Annotated in this window: 16 protein-coding genes; 10 read left to right on the forward strand and 6 right to left on the reverse strand. The window is 61.2% G+C overall.

Annotated elements, in window-relative coordinates; all coding sequences use genetic code 11:
* Positions 1-149: 149 nt before the first annotated feature.
* Positions 150-1,466, forward strand: a complete 1,317-nt coding sequence (locus tag HGP31_RS09595; RefSeq protein ID WP_168757551.1) for a Na+/H+ antiporter family protein — start codon at positions 150-152, stop codon at positions 1,464-1,466.
* 32 nt (positions 1,467-1,498) lie between these two features.
* On the opposite strand, the gene HGP31_RS09600 is transcribed toward HGP31_RS09595, so the two are convergent.
* Positions 1,499-2,431: a LysR family transcriptional regulator gene (locus tag HGP31_RS09600; protein ID WP_020799445.1), complete on the reverse strand. Its 933-nt coding sequence runs from the start codon at positions 2,429-2,431 to the stop codon at positions 1,499-1,501.
* Between the two features lie 111 nt (positions 2,432-2,542).
* On the opposite strand from HGP31_RS09600, the gene HGP31_RS09605 reads away from it, so the two are divergent.
* From HGP31_RS09605 to HGP31_RS09615, 3 genes are all read left to right on the forward strand, one after another.
* Entirely contained in the window at positions 2,543-3,037 is a 495-nt protein-coding gene (locus HGP31_RS09605) for a DMT family transporter (RefSeq protein ID WP_020799444.1), read from the forward strand.
* On the forward strand, positions 3,037-3,495 hold the full coding sequence (locus HGP31_RS09610; protein WP_020799443.1) for a DMT family transporter: 459 nt from the start codon (positions 3,037-3,039) through the stop codon (positions 3,493-3,495). The genes HGP31_RS09605 and HGP31_RS09610 overlap by 1 nt, the downstream gene beginning before the upstream one ends.
* 96 nt (positions 3,496-3,591) lie before the next feature.
* Positions 3,592-3,753 carry a Prokaryotic metallothionein gene (locus HGP31_RS09615; protein ID WP_020799442.1) on the forward strand — a complete coding sequence of 54 codons (162 nt, stop codon included), beginning with the start codon at positions 3,592-3,594 and terminating at the stop codon, positions 3,751-3,753.
* Between the two features lie 24 nt (positions 3,754-3,777).
* Here the strand turns inward: HGP31_RS09615 and HGP31_RS09620 are convergent, their stop codons facing one another.
* Together HGP31_RS09620 and HGP31_RS09625 are read right to left on the reverse strand one after the other, a co-directional pair.
* The gene (locus HGP31_RS09620) at positions 3,778-4,056 is read right to left on the reverse strand and encodes a hypothetical protein (protein ID WP_020799441.1); all 279 of its coding nucleotides are present in this window, start codon (positions 4,054-4,056) and stop codon (positions 3,778-3,780) included.
* Between the two features lie 32 nt (positions 4,057-4,088).
* Positions 4,089-4,316: a DUF6555 family protein gene (locus HGP31_RS09625; protein ID WP_168757552.1), complete on the reverse strand. Its 228-nt coding sequence runs from the start codon at positions 4,314-4,316 to the stop codon at positions 4,089-4,091.
* Between the two features lie 167 nt (positions 4,317-4,483).
* Here HGP31_RS09625 and selD point away from each other — a divergent pair, with 167 nt between their 5' ends.
* Both selD and mnmH read left to right on the forward strand, forming a co-directional pair.
* The gene (gene selD, locus HGP31_RS09630; protein WP_083348558.1) at positions 4,484-5,518 is read left to right on the forward strand and encodes a selenide, water dikinase SelD; all 1,035 of its coding nucleotides are present in this window, start codon (positions 4,484-4,486) and stop codon (positions 5,516-5,518) included.
* A complete protein-coding gene (mnmH, locus tag HGP31_RS09635) occupies positions 5,518-6,621 on the forward strand; it encodes a tRNA 2-selenouridine(34) synthase MnmH (protein ID WP_033045188.1) in 1,104 nt (367 codons plus the stop codon). The genes selD and mnmH overlap by 1 nt, the downstream gene beginning before the upstream one ends.
* 136 nt (positions 6,622-6,757) lie before the next feature.
* On the opposite strand, the gene HGP31_RS09640 is transcribed toward mnmH, so the two are convergent.
* Positions 6,758-7,432 carry a histidine phosphatase family protein gene (locus HGP31_RS09640; RefSeq protein ID WP_168757553.1) on the reverse strand — a complete coding sequence of 225 codons (675 nt, stop codon included), beginning with the start codon at positions 7,430-7,432 and terminating at the stop codon, positions 6,758-6,760.
* A 364-nt stretch (positions 7,433-7,796) separates the two neighbouring features.
* On the opposite strand from HGP31_RS09640, the gene HGP31_RS09645 reads away from it, so the two are divergent.
* The 3 genes from HGP31_RS09645 to hemB all read left to right on the forward strand — a co-directional run bounded on the left by HGP31_RS09645 (position 7,797) and on the right by hemB (position 10,489).
* The gene (locus tag HGP31_RS09645; RefSeq protein WP_020799435.1) at positions 7,797-8,510 is read left to right on the forward strand and encodes a glutathione binding-like protein; all 714 of its coding nucleotides are present in this window, start codon (positions 7,797-7,799) and stop codon (positions 8,508-8,510) included.
* 18 nt (positions 8,511-8,528) lie between these two features.
* Positions 8,529-9,371: a PhzF family phenazine biosynthesis protein gene (locus HGP31_RS09650; RefSeq protein ID WP_168757554.1), complete on the forward strand. Its 843-nt coding sequence runs from the start codon at positions 8,529-8,531 to the stop codon at positions 9,369-9,371.
* Between the two features lie 143 nt (positions 9,372-9,514).
* The gene (hemB, locus tag HGP31_RS09655) at positions 9,515-10,489 is read left to right on the forward strand and encodes a porphobilinogen synthase (protein WP_020799433.1); all 975 of its coding nucleotides are present in this window, start codon (positions 9,515-9,517) and stop codon (positions 10,487-10,489) included.
* Between the two features lie 779 nt (positions 10,490-11,268).
* On the opposite strand, the gene HGP31_RS09660 is transcribed toward hemB, so the two are convergent.
* Positions 11,269-12,924, reverse strand: a complete 1,656-nt coding sequence (locus tag HGP31_RS09660; protein WP_338106381.1) for an FAD-dependent oxidoreductase — start codon at positions 12,922-12,924, stop codon at positions 11,269-11,271.
* A 43-nt stretch (positions 12,925-12,967) separates the two neighbouring features.
* Here HGP31_RS09660 and HGP31_RS09665 point away from each other — a divergent pair, with 43 nt between their 5' ends.
* Positions 12,968-14,059, forward strand: coding sequence for a DUF1615 domain-containing protein (locus HGP31_RS09665; protein ID WP_020799598.1), 1,092 nt, complete (start codon positions 12,968-12,970; stop codon positions 14,057-14,059).
* Between the two features lie 107 nt (positions 14,060-14,166).
* Here HGP31_RS09665 and HGP31_RS09670 read toward each other — a convergent pair whose 3' ends face one another.
* Positions 14,167-14,607, reverse strand: a complete 441-nt coding sequence (locus tag HGP31_RS09670) for a hypothetical protein (protein WP_168757556.1) — start codon at positions 14,605-14,607, stop codon at positions 14,167-14,169.
* Between the last annotated feature and the right edge of the window lie 151 nt (positions 14,608-14,758).

Genomic DNA, 14,758 nt, shown 5'->3' on the forward strand with positions numbered 1-14,758 from the left:
GGCAGCTCCTACAGGTGCAGTGTTGGCTTTGACAAGGCGGCAGCCGTCCGGCAAAGTGCGCGCCCTCTAATAAAACCCATTCCTTTATCCGTAGACGGCGCTCGCAGACTGCCGGCCGGACTCTTTTCGCTTGCCCAGAGGTAACGACAATGAATGCAGTAATTGCCGCGGTCGGCATCATGCTGATACTCAGCCTGTCCCGCGTGCATGTGGTAATCGCTCTGATCGTGGGGGCGCTGGTTGGGGGGCTGACCGGTGGCCTTGGCATCGACGCGACGCTCAAGGCGTTCAACAGCGGCCTGGGCGGTGGGGCAACGGTGGCATTGTCCTATGCGTTGCTCGGCGCGTTTGCGGTGGCGATTGCCAAATCCGGACTGGCCCATGCCTTGGCGGACAGGGCCTTGGCGATGGTCGACCGGCAGCATGCCAGTGGCGGTGGCCAGGTCAAATGGCTGCTGATCGGCCTGTTGTGGATCGTGGCCATCGCTTCCCAGAACATCCTGCCGATTCACATCGCGTTCATTCCGTTGCTGGTGCCGCCGCTGCTGTATGTGTTGACCCGGCTGCAACTGGATCGTCGATTGATCGCCTGCGTCATGACCTTCGGCCTGATCACCCCGTACATGTTCTTGCCGGTGGGCTTTGGCAACATATTCCTCAATGAAATCCTGCTGGCCAACGTCGCCCGCAGTGGCGTCGATATCAGTGGCATCAACGTGACCCATGCCATGGGTATCCCGGCACTGGGCATGTTCGTGGGCCTGCTGATCGCGTTTGTCAGTTACCGCAAGAAGCGCGTCTACGACCTGGAAAAGATCGAGCAGGTCGAGCAGGTCGCGGTGCAGTACAACCCCCTGAGCCTGATTGTCGCTGGCGTGGCGATTGCCGCGGCATTCATCATTCAGTTGCTGCTTGATTCGATGATCATTGGCGCGTTGGTGGGCTTCCTGATTTTTTCGGTGTCGGGCATCGTCAAGTGGCGCGACACCGATGACCTGTTCACCGAAGGCATGAAGATGATGGCGATGATCGGTTTCATCATGATTGCCGCTTCCGGTTTTGGCGAAGTGATCAAGGCCACCGGGCAGTTGCAGACGCTGGTCGAGACCTCGGCCTCGTGGATCGGCCACAGCAAGGCCGTCGGCGCCTTGCTGATGTTGCTGGTCGGGTTGTTGGTGACCATGGGGATTGGTTCGTCATTTTCCACCGTGCCGATCCTGGCGGTGATTTTCGTGCCCTTGTGCGTGCAGCTGGGCTTCAGCCCGATCGCTATCGTTAGTATCGTCGGGACCGCAGGTGCATTGGGCGACGCCGGATCACCAGCGTCGGATTCGACCCTGGGCCCGACCTCTGGCCTGAACATCGACGGTCAGCATCACCACATCTGGGACACCGTGGTCCCGACTTTCCTGCACTACAACCTGCCATTGCTGGTGTTTGGCTGGATAGCGGCGATGGTGCTCTGATTTCACCCATCGCCTCGCCAGCAAGCCGGCTCCTACAGGTCCCAATAGGGGACTTCGCCAAAGCATTCGACAAAGAAGTCGATCACCGTCCTGACTTTCACCGACAGGCGGCGGCTGCCGGGCCAGAGCACGGCGATCTGCTGCGGCTCAAGGCTGTTGGAGACCTGGTAGTCCCCCAGCACCGGCACCAGCGTGCCGTTGCGCACCGCCTCGCCGATCAACCATGACGGAAACATCACCAGCCCCAGGCCCTGCACGGCGGCCTGGGTCAGGGTGTCGGCGTGGTTGCCGGTGATCGGCCCTTTCACCGCATAGGGGGTCCATGGCAGCTGGCCTTTGCGGAAAAACCAGCGTTGCAGGCCTGCCACCCCTTTGTAGGCCAGGCATTGATGGGCGGCGAGATCGTCAGGGTGTCGCGGCGTGCCGTAGCGTTGCAGGTACGCCGGGCTCGCCGCGACCTGAAAGCGCTGGGGCGCCAGTATTCGCCCCTGCATGCTGGAGTCGTGCAGGGGGCCGATGCGAAACAGCAGGTCGGCGCCTTCCTGCAGGGGGGCGACGTAGCTGTCGGTCTGCTGGATATCCAGTTGCAGTTTCGGATAACGCGCGCACAACTGCCCCAGCCACGGGGTCAGATGCCGCTGGCCGAACACCACCGGCGCGTTGATCCGCACCAGTCCGCTCGGCTCGCTTTGCTGTTCCTGCAGGGCCTGTTCGGCTTCTTCCAGTTGCACCAGTACCAATCGCGCGTGTTCTCCCAGCAGCCGTCCGGCCTCGGTCGGCGTGACGGCGCGCGTGTGGCGGTAAAGCAATTGCTGGTTCAGGGCCTGTTCCATCAACTGGATCTGGCGGGAAATCGAAGAGGGCGCCACGCCCTCGCGGCGGGCTACTTCGGAAAAGCTGCCGTGGTCGAGCACCGCGACAAATAGCCGGAGTGCCTTGAAACCCAGTTCGTTGAGGCCGTGCATCGTTAGTCCTGCTGTGCGCGTTGCGCAAAAGTGTTGTCCAGATGCTCCCATTTATCGCACAGAAGTGACAATCGATAATGCGCGCCATGTTTCCTTGAACGGAGTTTTACCGTGCAGTCTTCTTCTCTCGACAGCGTCGCTGCCGTTGCAACGCCGACCGCTCGGCCAGGGCTGCGCCTGTTGCTGCTGCCCCTGGTGATCCTGGCGGGCATGGGCCTGTCCGTGGAGGCCGGGTTGCTGGGGCCGTTGGGCATTCAGGTCGGTCATTTATGGGCGACCTTGAGTATTTTTGGCGTCGGCTCGGCGATTCTGTTTTTCCTGTTGCTGCTCAGCGGCCCGCAACAGGGCCCGGCGCTGAGCCAATTACCGCGCTGGCAATTGATCGGCGGTTTTCTCGGGCCGGTCTATGTCGTGGTGCTGACGCTGGCCACACCGCACATCGGCATTGCGATGACGATGATCGCGATCCTGTCCGGGCAGGTCGGCAAAAGTGTGCTGATCGACCATTTCGGCTGGTTCGGTACCACCCGCAAGAAAGTCAACGCTGAGCGCTGGCTGGCCTTGCTGCTGATTGTCGCGGCACTTGTCCTGATTGCACGGGGTTGATGATGAGTCTGATTATTTTGTTGGCGCTGGTCGTGGCGGCCGGTGCGATCCTGAGCGTGCAGGCGGCGATCAACGGGCGCCTGGGTGAAACGGTTGGCGTGTTGCGCAGCAGTTTGCTCACTTTCGTGGTGGGGACGGTGCTGACCGGGTTACTGATCGTATTTTTCGAACCGGCTCACGCCGTGAGCCTGCTGGACGTGCCGAAGTGGCAGCTCGGCGGGGCGCTGTTCGGTGTGGTCTACATGATGGTGATGGTGGGGGCGGTGCCACGGGTGGGCACGGCGGTGGCGACGGTGGCGGTGATCGTCGGGCAACTGGGGATGGGGATGCTGATCGATAATTTCGGCTGGCTGGGCAATCCGGCGATCGAGTTGTCGGGGAGTCGGGTGCTGGCGATGGTGCTATTGGGCCTGGCCCTGGTATTGATGTATCGCAGCAGCAGTCGGGTAACGGGTTGAACGCTTGAGGCGGCCTGCCTCCTGATCAACTCCTACACTGGTACAACGGGCTGCTCATCCAGCCCGCCGACGACCACTGCCAAAGGAGTCTGCGCCATGACCGATGAAAAAAGCATCTGTGACTGTCCGAAGTGCAACTGCAAGCTCGGTGAACATCCTGTCGTGCGTCACGGCAAGCATTACTGCTGTGAAGCCTGTGCCAAGCACCACGAGCACGGCGAAGAGTGCGCCCATCAAGGCTGCAAGTGTGCGCACTGACCCTTGTGCGCAGGAACGTGGGGCCTAGTCGGGCTCCACTTCCAGTTTCAGGCTGTCGTCATCCTGCCGTTCGCTGTGGCGCACGGTGCCCGCCAGGCGTCGACCATCGACCCTGACCACCACCGTCTTGGCCTGCTCCAGATCTTCCGGCAAAGGCGCCGGGACTCTCACTGCAAAGCGCGTCGGATCACCTTCGACCTGTTCCAGGCCGACCCGGCACTCGGTGCTGCGGGTGACGCGGCCGAACAACGTATCCAGACCGTAGTCCAGATGTGCAGGGCTGCTGACGAGTGTCGAAGTCATTTTCTTCCCCCCCAATCCTGATCGCTGCCCGGCTAGCCGGCCGGGCGCCACTTGACGTTCTCCACGCCGAATTTTTCTGCCATCGGTTTGCTGGTCTTTTGCACTTTTTCACGGCCAAAGCGAGGGATGCGTCCAATCCCCGCGTCGCAGCTTGCCCAATGCCAGGCCTCCGCGTTGTCCATTTTGTCCAGACGGATGATGAACGACTTGGGGACGCCATGAAGAGTGTATTCAATGACGAACAGTTTTGCGTTGTTCATAGAGCCTTTGTTCCTCCCTGTTGTACATAGAGGGATCGTTGGGCGCTGGGAAAATTCATTCGGATTGTCCGACGGTGCATGTCATCCGCGCATTCCGGCAGGCGGCGCCCACTTGGGCAGTGGCGGCTCTGGTAGAATCGGCCCCATTGATCCCAAGAGGTGCCCCCATGAGCGAGCCGATCCGCCTGACCCAATACAGCCATGGTGCTGGTTGTGGCTGCAAGATTTCCCCCCAGGTGCTGGAAGTGATTCTGGCCGGCAGCGGGGCGCAGAATCTTGATCCGAAACTGTGGGTCGGCAATGCCTCGCGTGATGACGCGGCGGTTTACTCCATCGATGAGGAACGTGGCGTGGTGTCGACCACCGACTTTTTCATGCCGATCGTCGATGATCCTTTCGATTTTGGCCGCATTGCCGCCACCAATGCCATCAGCGATATCTACGCCATGGGTGGCGATCCATTGATGGCGATCGCGATCCTTGGCTGGCCGGTCAATGTGCTGGCGCCAGAGATTGCCCGGGAAGTGATTCGCGGCGGGCGCTCGGTGTGCGATGAGGCCGGGATTCCCTTGGCGGGCGGGCATTCGATCGACGCACCGGAGCCGATCTTCGGTCTGGCCGTCACCGGTTTGGTGCAAAAGCGCCACATGAAGCGCAATGACACGGCCACGGCCGGTTGCCTGTTGTACCTGACCAAGCCCCTGGGCATCGGCGTGCTCACCACGGCCGAAAAGCAGGGCAAATTGCGCAGCGCCGATGTGGGCCTGGCCCGCGACTGGATGTGCACCCTGAACAAACCCGGCAGCCGTTTTGGCAAGCTGGACGGCGTTACCGCAATGACCGATGTCACCGGTTTCGGCCTGCTTGGGCACCTGGTGGAAATGGCCGATGGCAGCGGCCTCACCGCCCGCATCGACTATGAACGGGTGCCACGCTTGCCGGGCGTCGAGTATTACATCGACCAGGGCTGTGTGCCGGGTGGCACATTGCGCAATTACGACAGCTACGCCGACAAGCTCGGGCGTCTCCAGGAACTGCACAAGCGGGTGCTGTGCGACCCGCAAACCAGCGGTGGCCTGCTGGTTGCCGTGACGCCCGAGGGCAACGCCGGCTTCCTCGCGGTTGCCGCCGAATTGGGGCTGAGCCTGACGCCAATCGGTGAACTGGTCGAGCGACAGAGCCGCGCGGTCGAGGTGTCGTGATGCCCGTCGACTGTACTGATTACCGCGACATTTTTCTCAACGACCGGCCAATGATGGACGCTCGTGCGCCGGTCGAGTTTCTCAAGGGCTCGTTTCCCGGCGTGGTCAACCTGCCGCTGATGAATGATCAAGAACGGCAGCGTATCGGTACCTGTTACAAGCAACACGGGCAGCAGGCGGCGGTTGAGCTGGGCCATCAGTTGGTGTCCGGCACCCTCAAGGCCGAGCGCATCCAGGCCTGGGCGGATTTTGCCCGGGCTCATCCTGATGGCCTGTTGTATTGTTTTCGTGGTGGCCTGCGCTCGCAGATCGTCCAGCAATGGCTCAAGGACGAGGCGGGCATTGACTATCCGCGGGTAGGCGGCGGCTACAAGGCCATGCGCACCTTCTTGCTGGAAACCCTGGACCAGGCCGTGGCCCAATGCGATTTCGTCTTGTTGGGCGGCATGACCGGCACCGGTAAAACCGAGCTGCTCACGCAACTGGACAACGGCCTGGACCTTGAGGGACATGCCAACCATCGCGGTTCCAGTTTCGGCAAGCGCGTAACTGCCCAGCCGTCGAACATCGACTTCGAAAACCGCCTGGCCGTGGACGTGCTGAAAAAGCGCGCCCGCGGTTTCGAACAGTTCGTGCTGGAAGACGAAAGCCGCGCGGTCGGCAGTTGTGCACTGCCACTGCCGCTGTACCAGGGCATGCAGCAGTTCCCGATGGTCTGGCTCGAAGACAGCCTGGAGGGGCGGATCGAGCGAATCCTGCGCGATTACGTGGTGGACCTGTGTGCAGAGTTTATCGCGGTGCATGGCGAGGAAGGTTTTGCGTTGTTTTCCGAGCGCTTGCTGGCGAGCCTGGACAATGTGCAAAAGCGACTGGGCGGCGAGCGGCACCGGCGCATGCTGATCCTGATGGAAGAGGCTTTGGCCGAGCAAGGGCGCAGTGGTGCGGTGGATTTGCACCGGGGCTGGATCGAGGGCTTGCTGGTTGAGTATTACGACCCGATGTATGCCTTTCAGCGGGAGAAGAAAGGGGCGCGGATCGAGTTTGCCGGGGAGCGGGGGGCGGTGTTGGAGTATTTGCGCGAGCGGGGCATTCAGCGCGGGTGAGGGTGGTCTTGCCGGCCCCTTCGCGAGCAGGCTCGCTCCCACAGTAGATCTTCAATAAACGCCGAATTTGTGTACGCCGAAGATTTACCGTGGGAGCGAGCCTGCTCGCGAAGGCGTCCTGTCAGGCACCCCAAAATCAGGTCGGGCAACTCTCCTGCCCGTTATCCAGCCCCTGCTTGTAGCTATGGCTTTGCAAGCTGGCCTTGCCGTTGTGCCAGGTCAGGGTCAGCACGTACAGCGAGTCATAGTCGCTCGATTCCCAGTCCTCGGTGATCTTCTGTTTATTGCCGACGGCTTCACCGGCGACCTTGTTGATCAGTTCTGGCAGATAGCCGTGGGACCAGGCCGTATAGATGACCGAGTTGTGGTACTTGTCGTGGAGCAGTTCATCGGCCAGGTCACTGGTGTCGTTGGCCGAGAAGTTGATGTTCACCGGCAAACCGAGCTTGATCGCGCTGGGGCTGATGGTCATCAAGGGGCGGATGTAGCTGTAGGAGTTGTCCAGTTCGCCTTCCTCGACATTGCGCGTCGGGTTGGCGGCGAACACGTAGTCGGCCTTGCCGAATTTTTCTGGCAGCAGGGTGGCCAGGTCGATGGCGCGGTTCAAGCCCTGGCAATTGAGCTGGCCCAGGCCGCCCTCGGGCTTTTCCGCATGGCGCAGGAACACCAGGGTCTGGGTGCCATCCACCGGCTGGGCGCGGCTTTCGCTGGACTCCAGCACCAAAAACAACGTGCTGGCTGCCAGCAAGGCGGGCAGGAGCAAATACGCACGATGTTTAAAGTGTCGGGTGAATTTCAAGGGATTGATCATTGAATAAAAGGTTCTTCAGCGCATTGGGTTAAGGCTGACAAACCTTTGCACCGCGACTTTCCTGCGTCGGGTGTTTTCCATGTCGTGGAGCCGTTCCGTATCAAAGGGACATTACTCAGAGTCCCCTGAAGCCCGTTTGGTTCGATTCCGGCCGAGAGCGCAGCACTCTACCGATAACCTTTGGCGGGTTGCAGCAAAGGTTATCGACAGGATGTTGCGAAATTATGGACACCCTACACGAGCGGTCAGACAAACACAGTTATCTCGCTTGATCTTGACCATCAGCGATAATCATGGCGCCAGGCGCCGCAGTCCGGGTCATCTCCTTTATGATCGGCATTCTCAATTTCTCGTGGAGGCTCCCATGACCGATTTGTCTGCGTTCCCCATCACCCGCAAATGGCCGGCACGCTACCCTGAGTGGATTCAACTGTATTCCTTGCCGACCCCCAATGGCGTCAAGGTTTCGATCATGCTCGAAGAGATCGGCCTGCCCTATGAGCCCCATCGCGTCGGCTTCGACACCAACGACCAGCTGTCGCCCGAGTTCCTGTCGCTGAACCCGAACAACAAGATCCCGGCCATTCTCGATCCCCATGGTCCGGACGACCAGCCGTTGCCGCTGTTCGAGTCCGGGGCGATCCTGATCTACCTCGCCGACAAGAGCGGGCAATTGCTGGCCCAGGAAACGGCGGCGCGCTACGAGACCATTCAGTGGCTGATGTTTCAGATGGGCGGCATTGGCCCGATGTTCGGCCAGCTCGGTTTCTTCAATAAATTCGCCGGCAAGGACTACGAAGACAAGCGACCGCGTGACCGCTATGTCGAGGAAAGCCGACGCCTGCTCAGTGTCCTCGATGCACGCTTGCAAGGGCGCGACTGGATCATGGGCGAACGCTATACCATCGCCGATATCGCGACCTTCCCGTGGGTGCGCAACCTGATCGGTTTCTATGAAGCCGGCGACCTGGTCGGCATCCAGAACTTCCCCAACGTCACGCGGGTGCTGGAGAAATTCCTGGCGCGGCCGGCGGTCAAGCGCGGGCTGGAAATCCCCAAGCCAAACGATTCGATCTGATCAGGACCAGGGACGGCCATGCATTCATTCAATTTCAAGCAAGTCGATGTCTTCAGTCGCGTACCACTCAAAGGCAATCCGCTGGCGGTGGTGTTTGCTGCCGACAAGCTGAGCGATGAACGCATGGCGGCGTTCGCGACCTGGACCAATCTCAGCGAAACCACGTTCATCCTGGAACCGCAGGATCCCCGTGCCGATTATCGGGTGCGGATATTCACCACCCTCAAGGAGTTGCCATTCGCCGGACATCCGACCCTGGGCACTTGCCATGCCTGGCTTGAAGCTGGCGGTGTGCCCAAGGGCGAAGAGATTATCCAGGAGTGCGGTGTCGGCCTGGTGCGGGTTCGTCGGCAGGGCGCGGAGCTGGCGTTTCTCGCTCCGCCACTGCTCAAGACCGGGCCGGTGGACGCCACTCTGATGGCGCGTGTGTGCTTGGGTTTGGGGCTGGAGCCGCAGGCGATTGTCCGCGCGCAATGGGTTGATAACGGTGCGGGCTGGCTGGCGGTGTTGCTCGCGGATCGCCAGCAAGTCCTGGACTTGCGACCGGACCATTCGCACATGCTCGGCCTCGCCGTGGGTGTCATCGCGCCGTGGCATGCGGAACGCGATGGCGATGAAGCGCAGTTTGAAGTCCGCGCATTCATCTCCGGTGACGGTATGCCCGAGGATCCGGTCACGGGCAGCCTCAACGCCGGGATTGCCCAATGGCTGCTCGGTGAAGGGCTGGCACCGGCCCGCTACGTGGTCAGCCAGGGATTGACGATGGGCCGCGCGGGGCGCATCCAGGTGGAACAGGTGGGGGATGAAATCTGGATCGGCGGGGCGGTGGTGACCTGTATCGACGGCACGCTGGCCCTTTGATTGACCCGACCTGTGCAGGAGCGATTATTGCGGGTGCGGTAAGGGTAATTTCTCCCGGGTGATTTGTGCCCTGCACCTTGCAGGGCATAAGCTTTGCCCCCTCTACGACTTTCATCTTGTTTTTCGTTTTTTGAGGCATCTCCATGTCCAGTCAGTTCCCCGAAGCACGCCCACGCCGTCTGCGCCGCAATGCAAGCCTGCGCAGTCTGTTCCAGGAAACCGAGTTCAGCTTGAACGACTTGGTACTGCCGATTTTCGTCGAAGAAGAAATCGACGATTTCGTGCCGATCAAGAGCATGCCCGGTGTGATGCGCATTCCGGAATCGAAGCTGGCGGGGGAGATCGAGCGATATGCCCGTGCCGGGATCAAGTCGGTGATGACCTTTGGCGTGTCCCATCACCTGGACAGCAATGGCAGCGACACCTGGAACGACAATGGCCTGGTGTCGCGCATGTCGCGCATCGCCAAGGACGCCGTGCCGGAAATGATCGTGATGTCCGATACCTGTTTTTGTGAGTACACCGACCACGGGCATTGTGGCGTGATGCACAACCTTGAGGTCGATAACGACCAGACCCTGCTCAACCTCGGCAAACAGGCGGTGGCTGCTGCCCGTGCCGGTGCTGACGTGATTGCCCCATCGGCCGCCATGGACGGGCAGGTCCAGGCTATTCGCCGGGCGCTCGATGCCGCCGGGTTCACCCAGACGGCGATCATGGCCTATTCGACCAAGTTCGCCTCGGCGCTCTACGGACCGTTCCGCGAAGCTGGCGGCAGCGCGCTCAAGGGCGATCGCAAAAGCTACCAGATGAACCCGATGAATCGTCGTGAGGCGGTGAGGGAGTCGCTGCTGGACGAACAGGAAGGCGCCGATGCGCTGATGGTCAAGCCGGCCGGAGCGTACCTCGACATCATCCGCGACATTCGCGAAGCCTCGCGCCTGCCCTTGTCGGCGTATCAGGTGAGCGGGGAGTACGCGATGATCAAGTTCGCCGCACAGGCCGGGGCTATCGATGAAGATCGCGTGGTGCGCGAAAGCCTGGGCGCCATCAAGCGGGCCGGGGCTGATCTGATTTTCACGTATTTTGCGATGGACCTGGCACTGGCGGGGATCTGAAAACAACCACAACCCTTGTAGGAGCCAGGTTTGCCGGCGAAGAACGATGACGCGGTCTAGGGGTACATATCCATTGCTGCGGTTACGGCCTCCTATGGTTTCGCTCTTACAGCGACTCACTTTTTCAAACGCCAAAAAGTAAGCAAAAGGCTTTGCCCCACCACTCGGTGCCTCGCTTAGGCTCGCCATGCCAGAACGAAGGCATTGCTCCGTGGGTCGCCGCGATGGGCCGTCCCTGGCCCAGCGCGGCTAAACCGGCGTCCTGCCGGTTTACCCACTGCGCAATGCCTGCGTGGTTAACGGGGCATCCAGATCAAAATCAAAAGCGAGGCGGCCTTAAAGCAGACCTGACTTTTCCGGTTACCGCCAATGATCGTTCCCACGCTCTGCGTGGGAATGCATCCTGTGACGCTCCGCGTCACATGTGCGCAGGACTCAAGCCTTGCGTCGTCAGTGGAACGCGGAGCGTCCCTGGCGGCATTCCCACGCAGAGCGTGGGAACGATCAATGCGCACGGCTCCCGATCAGGTCGGCTTTAAGGCCGCCTCGCTTTGGCTTTTGATCTTGATCTGGCTTTTGATTTTCTTGCCCCATCGAGAGGCCGGAGCGAGGGTTCCCCGAGCCCCAGCGAGGGGCCGAACGCCAGGGGCAAGAGCCCTTGGTTACTTAGGGCCGGGCGGCGTTCCGTTTTTCCAAGTGACTCGCCGTAAGGGCGAAACCCTAGGTGGCCGTTACCGCAGCAACGGATATACACCCAATCCAAATACCCCAACCTAAAATCAGGGCGCACCAAAGTACGGTCGGATCCCGCGGTCGCGAAAATACCGTTCGATCACCTTCGGGTCCGAACAGGTTTCGGCAATCGCCACGTATGTATCCGGCCGTAGCAGGTAGAACCCGTTGCGCCCAAGGCCGGCCGTTTCGAATGCCGGGCGCCAGCTGAACACATGCAGCGGCAGATGGTGCTCGTGGCACCAGGCGATCATCTCGTCGCTGGTGTCGCCATACACATGCACCTGCCAGGTCGGGCATTTGAGCGATTCAAAATTGTCACCTTCACCGTCGTGCGCCCAAGGCAGGCGGTCGCCACCATGCACCTGCCCGGCAACGCCTGTGCTCAAGGGCATGGCGCGATAGTTCAGGGTGATTTGCGACACGGTGCGGAACAGGAATTCGCGGGTGGTTTCGAACGAGGCCATTTTCGGAATCAGCAAGGGCGCCAGCCGCGTGCGCAACACATCCGCCATGGGCCCCTCGGCGGTGACGAACGTGAACACCCGGTCGGTGGTGGCCACCAGTTTGCGGGCGAAGGCGATGCGTTCGGTTTCGTAGGTGTCGAGTAATTTCGCCTCGGCGCCGCCGCTCAGTACCGCCGCGAGTTTCCAGGCCAGGTTGATGGCATCGCCAATCCCGGTGTTCATGCCCTGGCCTCCCGCGGGGCTGTGCACGTGGGCGGCATCGCCCAACAGGTAGGCGCGTGCGCTGCGAAAGTGATCCGCCACCCGATGATGCACGCGGTAGGTCGAGAACCAGTTCAGTTGTTCGACCTTGACCTGCATATGCTCGATGGCCCGACTGCTCACGTCGTCAAATTGCAGGGTTTGCGCCTGTTCGGCGCGTTCGTCGCGCACGGTGCCGATCAAGCGTGCCCGGCCGCTGCCAGCCAGTGGGAATACCGCGAGGAAATCCGCCTCATCCAGGTCCACATGCAGTTCGCCATTGAACGCCGGGCCGCTGGCGTGCACGTCGGCGACGTAGAAAACCTGCTGGTAGGTGCCGCCTGGAAAACCGGTGTCCAGGGTCTTGCGAACGATCGAACGGGCGCCGTCGCAACCGGCCAGGTAGCAGGCCTGGCAGGTTTCCTGTTGGCCGTCGGGCAAGCGCAGCGTGGCGCTGATGCCGTCATCGGTTTGCTCGAAACCTTCGAGCTCGGTGTTGCGTTCCACCGTGATGCCGAAGGTTTGCAGGCGATCGATCAGCAGCCGTTCGTGTTCGTCCTGCGGGAATATTTCGAGGAAGGCGTAGGGCGTCAGGCCTTCACCGACGCGGTTCAACGGCAGGCGCGCCACGGGCTGGCCTTTTACCCAGAAATTGGCGGCCGCGACCTGATGACCGTCGCGTACGATGGCGTCGGCCAGGTCCAGCTGGCGATACAGCTCCAGCGTGCGCGCCTGCACCGCCAGTGCCCGTGAAGTGGTGCCCGGTGCAGAAGTCTTGTCGACGATCCGCACGCGAACCCCCAGTTTGCTCAGCCATAGCGCCAGCACCAACCCCGTCGGGCCGGCGCCGATGATCAACACATCGCTACGCTGCATGACCCCGTCCTCTTGCCGTGTGCTGCAAGTATGGTCCAGCCTTGCGCAGCGGCCAGCGTTTTTCATCGGCACCTGAGGAACAGCCGGGTTCGCGCCACGGTCATAGCCTGCGCCATGCATTGATCGTATGGTTAACCCGGTTCAACGAACGCCCTGGAGCAACATGCAAGCCCATCGATTGATCATGAGCATCACCGCGTTACTGGTGGTGGCCGGTTGCAGCAGTCAGCGACCCCAGGAAACCGCGGCGCGCAAGCCCGCCGAGGTCAAGGCGCAAATCGTGCGCTTGCTGCCGGCCAAAACCGTCGATCGCCAAGGGTGGGCCACGGACATCTACGCCGCGTTTGCTGCGCAGAACATCGCACCGACCACGCAAAACCTCTGTTCGGTGCTGGCGGTCACCGAGCAGGAGTCGACTTTCCAGGTGGATCCCGGTGTGCCGGGGCTGGGCAAGATCGCCCGGGATGAGATCGATCGCCGGGCGGCCAAGGCGCATATCCCGCAACTGTTGGTCAGCGGTGCACTTCGGGTGAGTTCGCCCAACGGCAAAACCTACAGCGACCGGCTGAACGCCGCCCGCAGCGAAAAGGAACTGAGCGCGATTTTCGATGACTTCATTGGCATGGTGCCCATGGGCAAGACCCTGTTCGCAGGCTTCAACCCGGTGCACACCGGCGGGCCGATGCAGGTCAGCATCGACTTTGCCGAACAGCAGGCCAAAAGCTATCCGTATCCGGTGGAAGGCTCGATACGGCGTGAAGTTTTTACCCGCCGCGGCGGCATGTACTTCGGCATCGCGCATCTGCTCGGTTATCCGGCGAGCTACAAGCAGCCGTTGTACCGCTTCGCCGATTTCAATGCCGGTTGGTACGCCAGTCGCAATGCTGGCTTCCAGAACGCCGTGAGCCGGGCCTCGGGCATCCCGCTCGCGCTGGATGGCGACCTGGTCCGCTACGGTTCGATCATGCCTGGCACCACGGAGCTGGCGGTGCGCACCTTGGGCAAGCAGTTGGGCATGCGCAATCCGACGATCAGGGATCAACTGGAGGAGGGCAACACGCTGGCGTTCGAGGACAGCGAGCTCTATCAGCGGGTTTTCGCCTTGGCTGAACAGGCCGAAGGTCGTTCCCTGCCGCGCGCGGTACTGCCGGGCATCGTGCTGCAAAGCCCGAAAATCACCCGCAAGCTCACCACTGCCTGGTTTGCCAAGCGCGTCGATGAGCGTTACAAGCGCTGCATGGCGCGGGCAGGCTGAAGATATTGGCGAACGTCCACACGCTGTATGACTTTCGAGTTTTAACAGGCATGAAAAAGCCCGGCTGATCAGGCCGGGCTTTTTGTGGGTGCGGTGAAGCGAAGGGGTCAGGCGACGGTGTTGCCTTGCAGACGGTCGGAGCCATCGGCGGCGACGGTGTTGCCTTGCAGGCGGTCGGAGCCATCGGCGGCGACGGTGTTGCCTTGCAGGCGGTCGGAGCCATCGGCGGCGACGGTGTTGCCTTGCAGGCGGTCGGAGCCATCGGCGGCGACGGTGTTGCCTTGCAGGCGGTCGGAACCATCGGCGGCGACGGTGTTGCCTTGCAGGCGGTCGGAGCCATCGGCGGCGACGGTGTTGCCTTGCAGGCGATCCGAACCATCGGCAGCCACGCGATTCTCGATCAAGCGATCCGAACCACCCTCGGCCACCCGGCTTTCAATCAGACGATCCGAGCCACCTTCAGCCACGACAGGCTGAACAGAGGTAGCGGCAAAAGCGTTAACTGCGAAAACCGAGAAAGCAATGCTGAGGAGAGTTTGGCGTTTCATGATCGTGTGCTCCGGGGTGTAGTTGTTTGGTATGGAGCTGATGTTACGCCGTGGATTTTTTTAGAGAACTTCATTGACGTGATGGTGAACATCGACGCTATTGATAGGGGCGGTGCGGTACCGTTCGTGGGCGTGATGGTGCAGTCGTCGG

Source organism: Pseudomonas umsongensis, assembly GCF_012647205.1.
Classification (GTDB): domain Bacteria; phylum Pseudomonadota; class Gammaproteobacteria; order Pseudomonadales; family Pseudomonadaceae; genus Aquipseudomonas; species Aquipseudomonas umsongensis.

Coding starts and splice junctions, on each gene's coding strand:
- HGP31_RS09610 (WP_020799443.1), top strand. CDS start 3,037: ATGATGAGTCTGATTATTTTGTTGGCGCTGGTCGTGGCGGCCGGTGCG.
- HGP31_RS09650 (WP_168757554.1), top strand. CDS start 8,529: ATGCATTCATTCAATTTCAAGCAAGTCGATGTCTTCAGTCGCGTACCA.
- HGP31_RS09595 (WP_168757551.1), top strand. CDS start 150: ATGAATGCAGTAATTGCCGCGGTCGGCATCATGCTGATACTCAGCCTG.
- HGP31_RS09640 (WP_168757553.1), bottom strand. CDS start 7,432: ATGATCAATCCCTTGAAATTCACCCGACACTTTAAACATCGTGCGTAT.
- HGP31_RS09670 (WP_168757556.1), bottom strand. CDS start 14,607: ATGAAACGCCAAACTCTCCTCAGCATTGCTTTCTCGGTTTTCGCAGTT.
- HGP31_RS09645 (WP_020799435.1), top strand. CDS start 7,797: ATGACCGATTTGTCTGCGTTCCCCATCACCCGCAAATGGCCGGCACGC.
- HGP31_RS09625 (WP_168757552.1), bottom strand. CDS start 4,316: ATGAACAACGCAAAACTGTTCGTCATTGAATACACTCTTCATGGCGTC.
- HGP31_RS09620 (WP_020799441.1), bottom strand. CDS start 4,056: ATGACTTCGACACTCGTCAGCAGCCCTGCACATCTGGACTACGGTCTG.
- hemB (WP_020799433.1), top strand. CDS start 9,515: ATGTCCAGTCAGTTCCCCGAAGCACGCCCACGCCGTCTGCGCCGCAAT.
- selD (WP_083348558.1), top strand. CDS start 4,484: ATGAGCGAGCCGATCCGCCTGACCCAATACAGCCATGGTGCTGGTTGT.
- HGP31_RS09665 (WP_020799598.1), top strand. CDS start 12,968: ATGCAAGCCCATCGATTGATCATGAGCATCACCGCGTTACTGGTGGTG.
- HGP31_RS09660 (WP_338106381.1), bottom strand. CDS start 12,924: ATGCATGGCGCAGGCTATGACCGTGGCGCGAACCCGGCTGTTCCTCAG.
- HGP31_RS09615 (WP_020799442.1), top strand. CDS start 3,592: ATGACCGATGAAAAAAGCATCTGTGACTGTCCGAAGTGCAACTGCAAG.
- HGP31_RS09600 (WP_020799445.1), bottom strand. CDS start 2,431: ATGCACGGCCTCAACGAACTGGGTTTCAAGGCACTCCGGCTATTTGTC.
- mnmH (WP_033045188.1), top strand. CDS start 5,518: ATGCCCGTCGACTGTACTGATTACCGCGACATTTTTCTCAACGACCGG.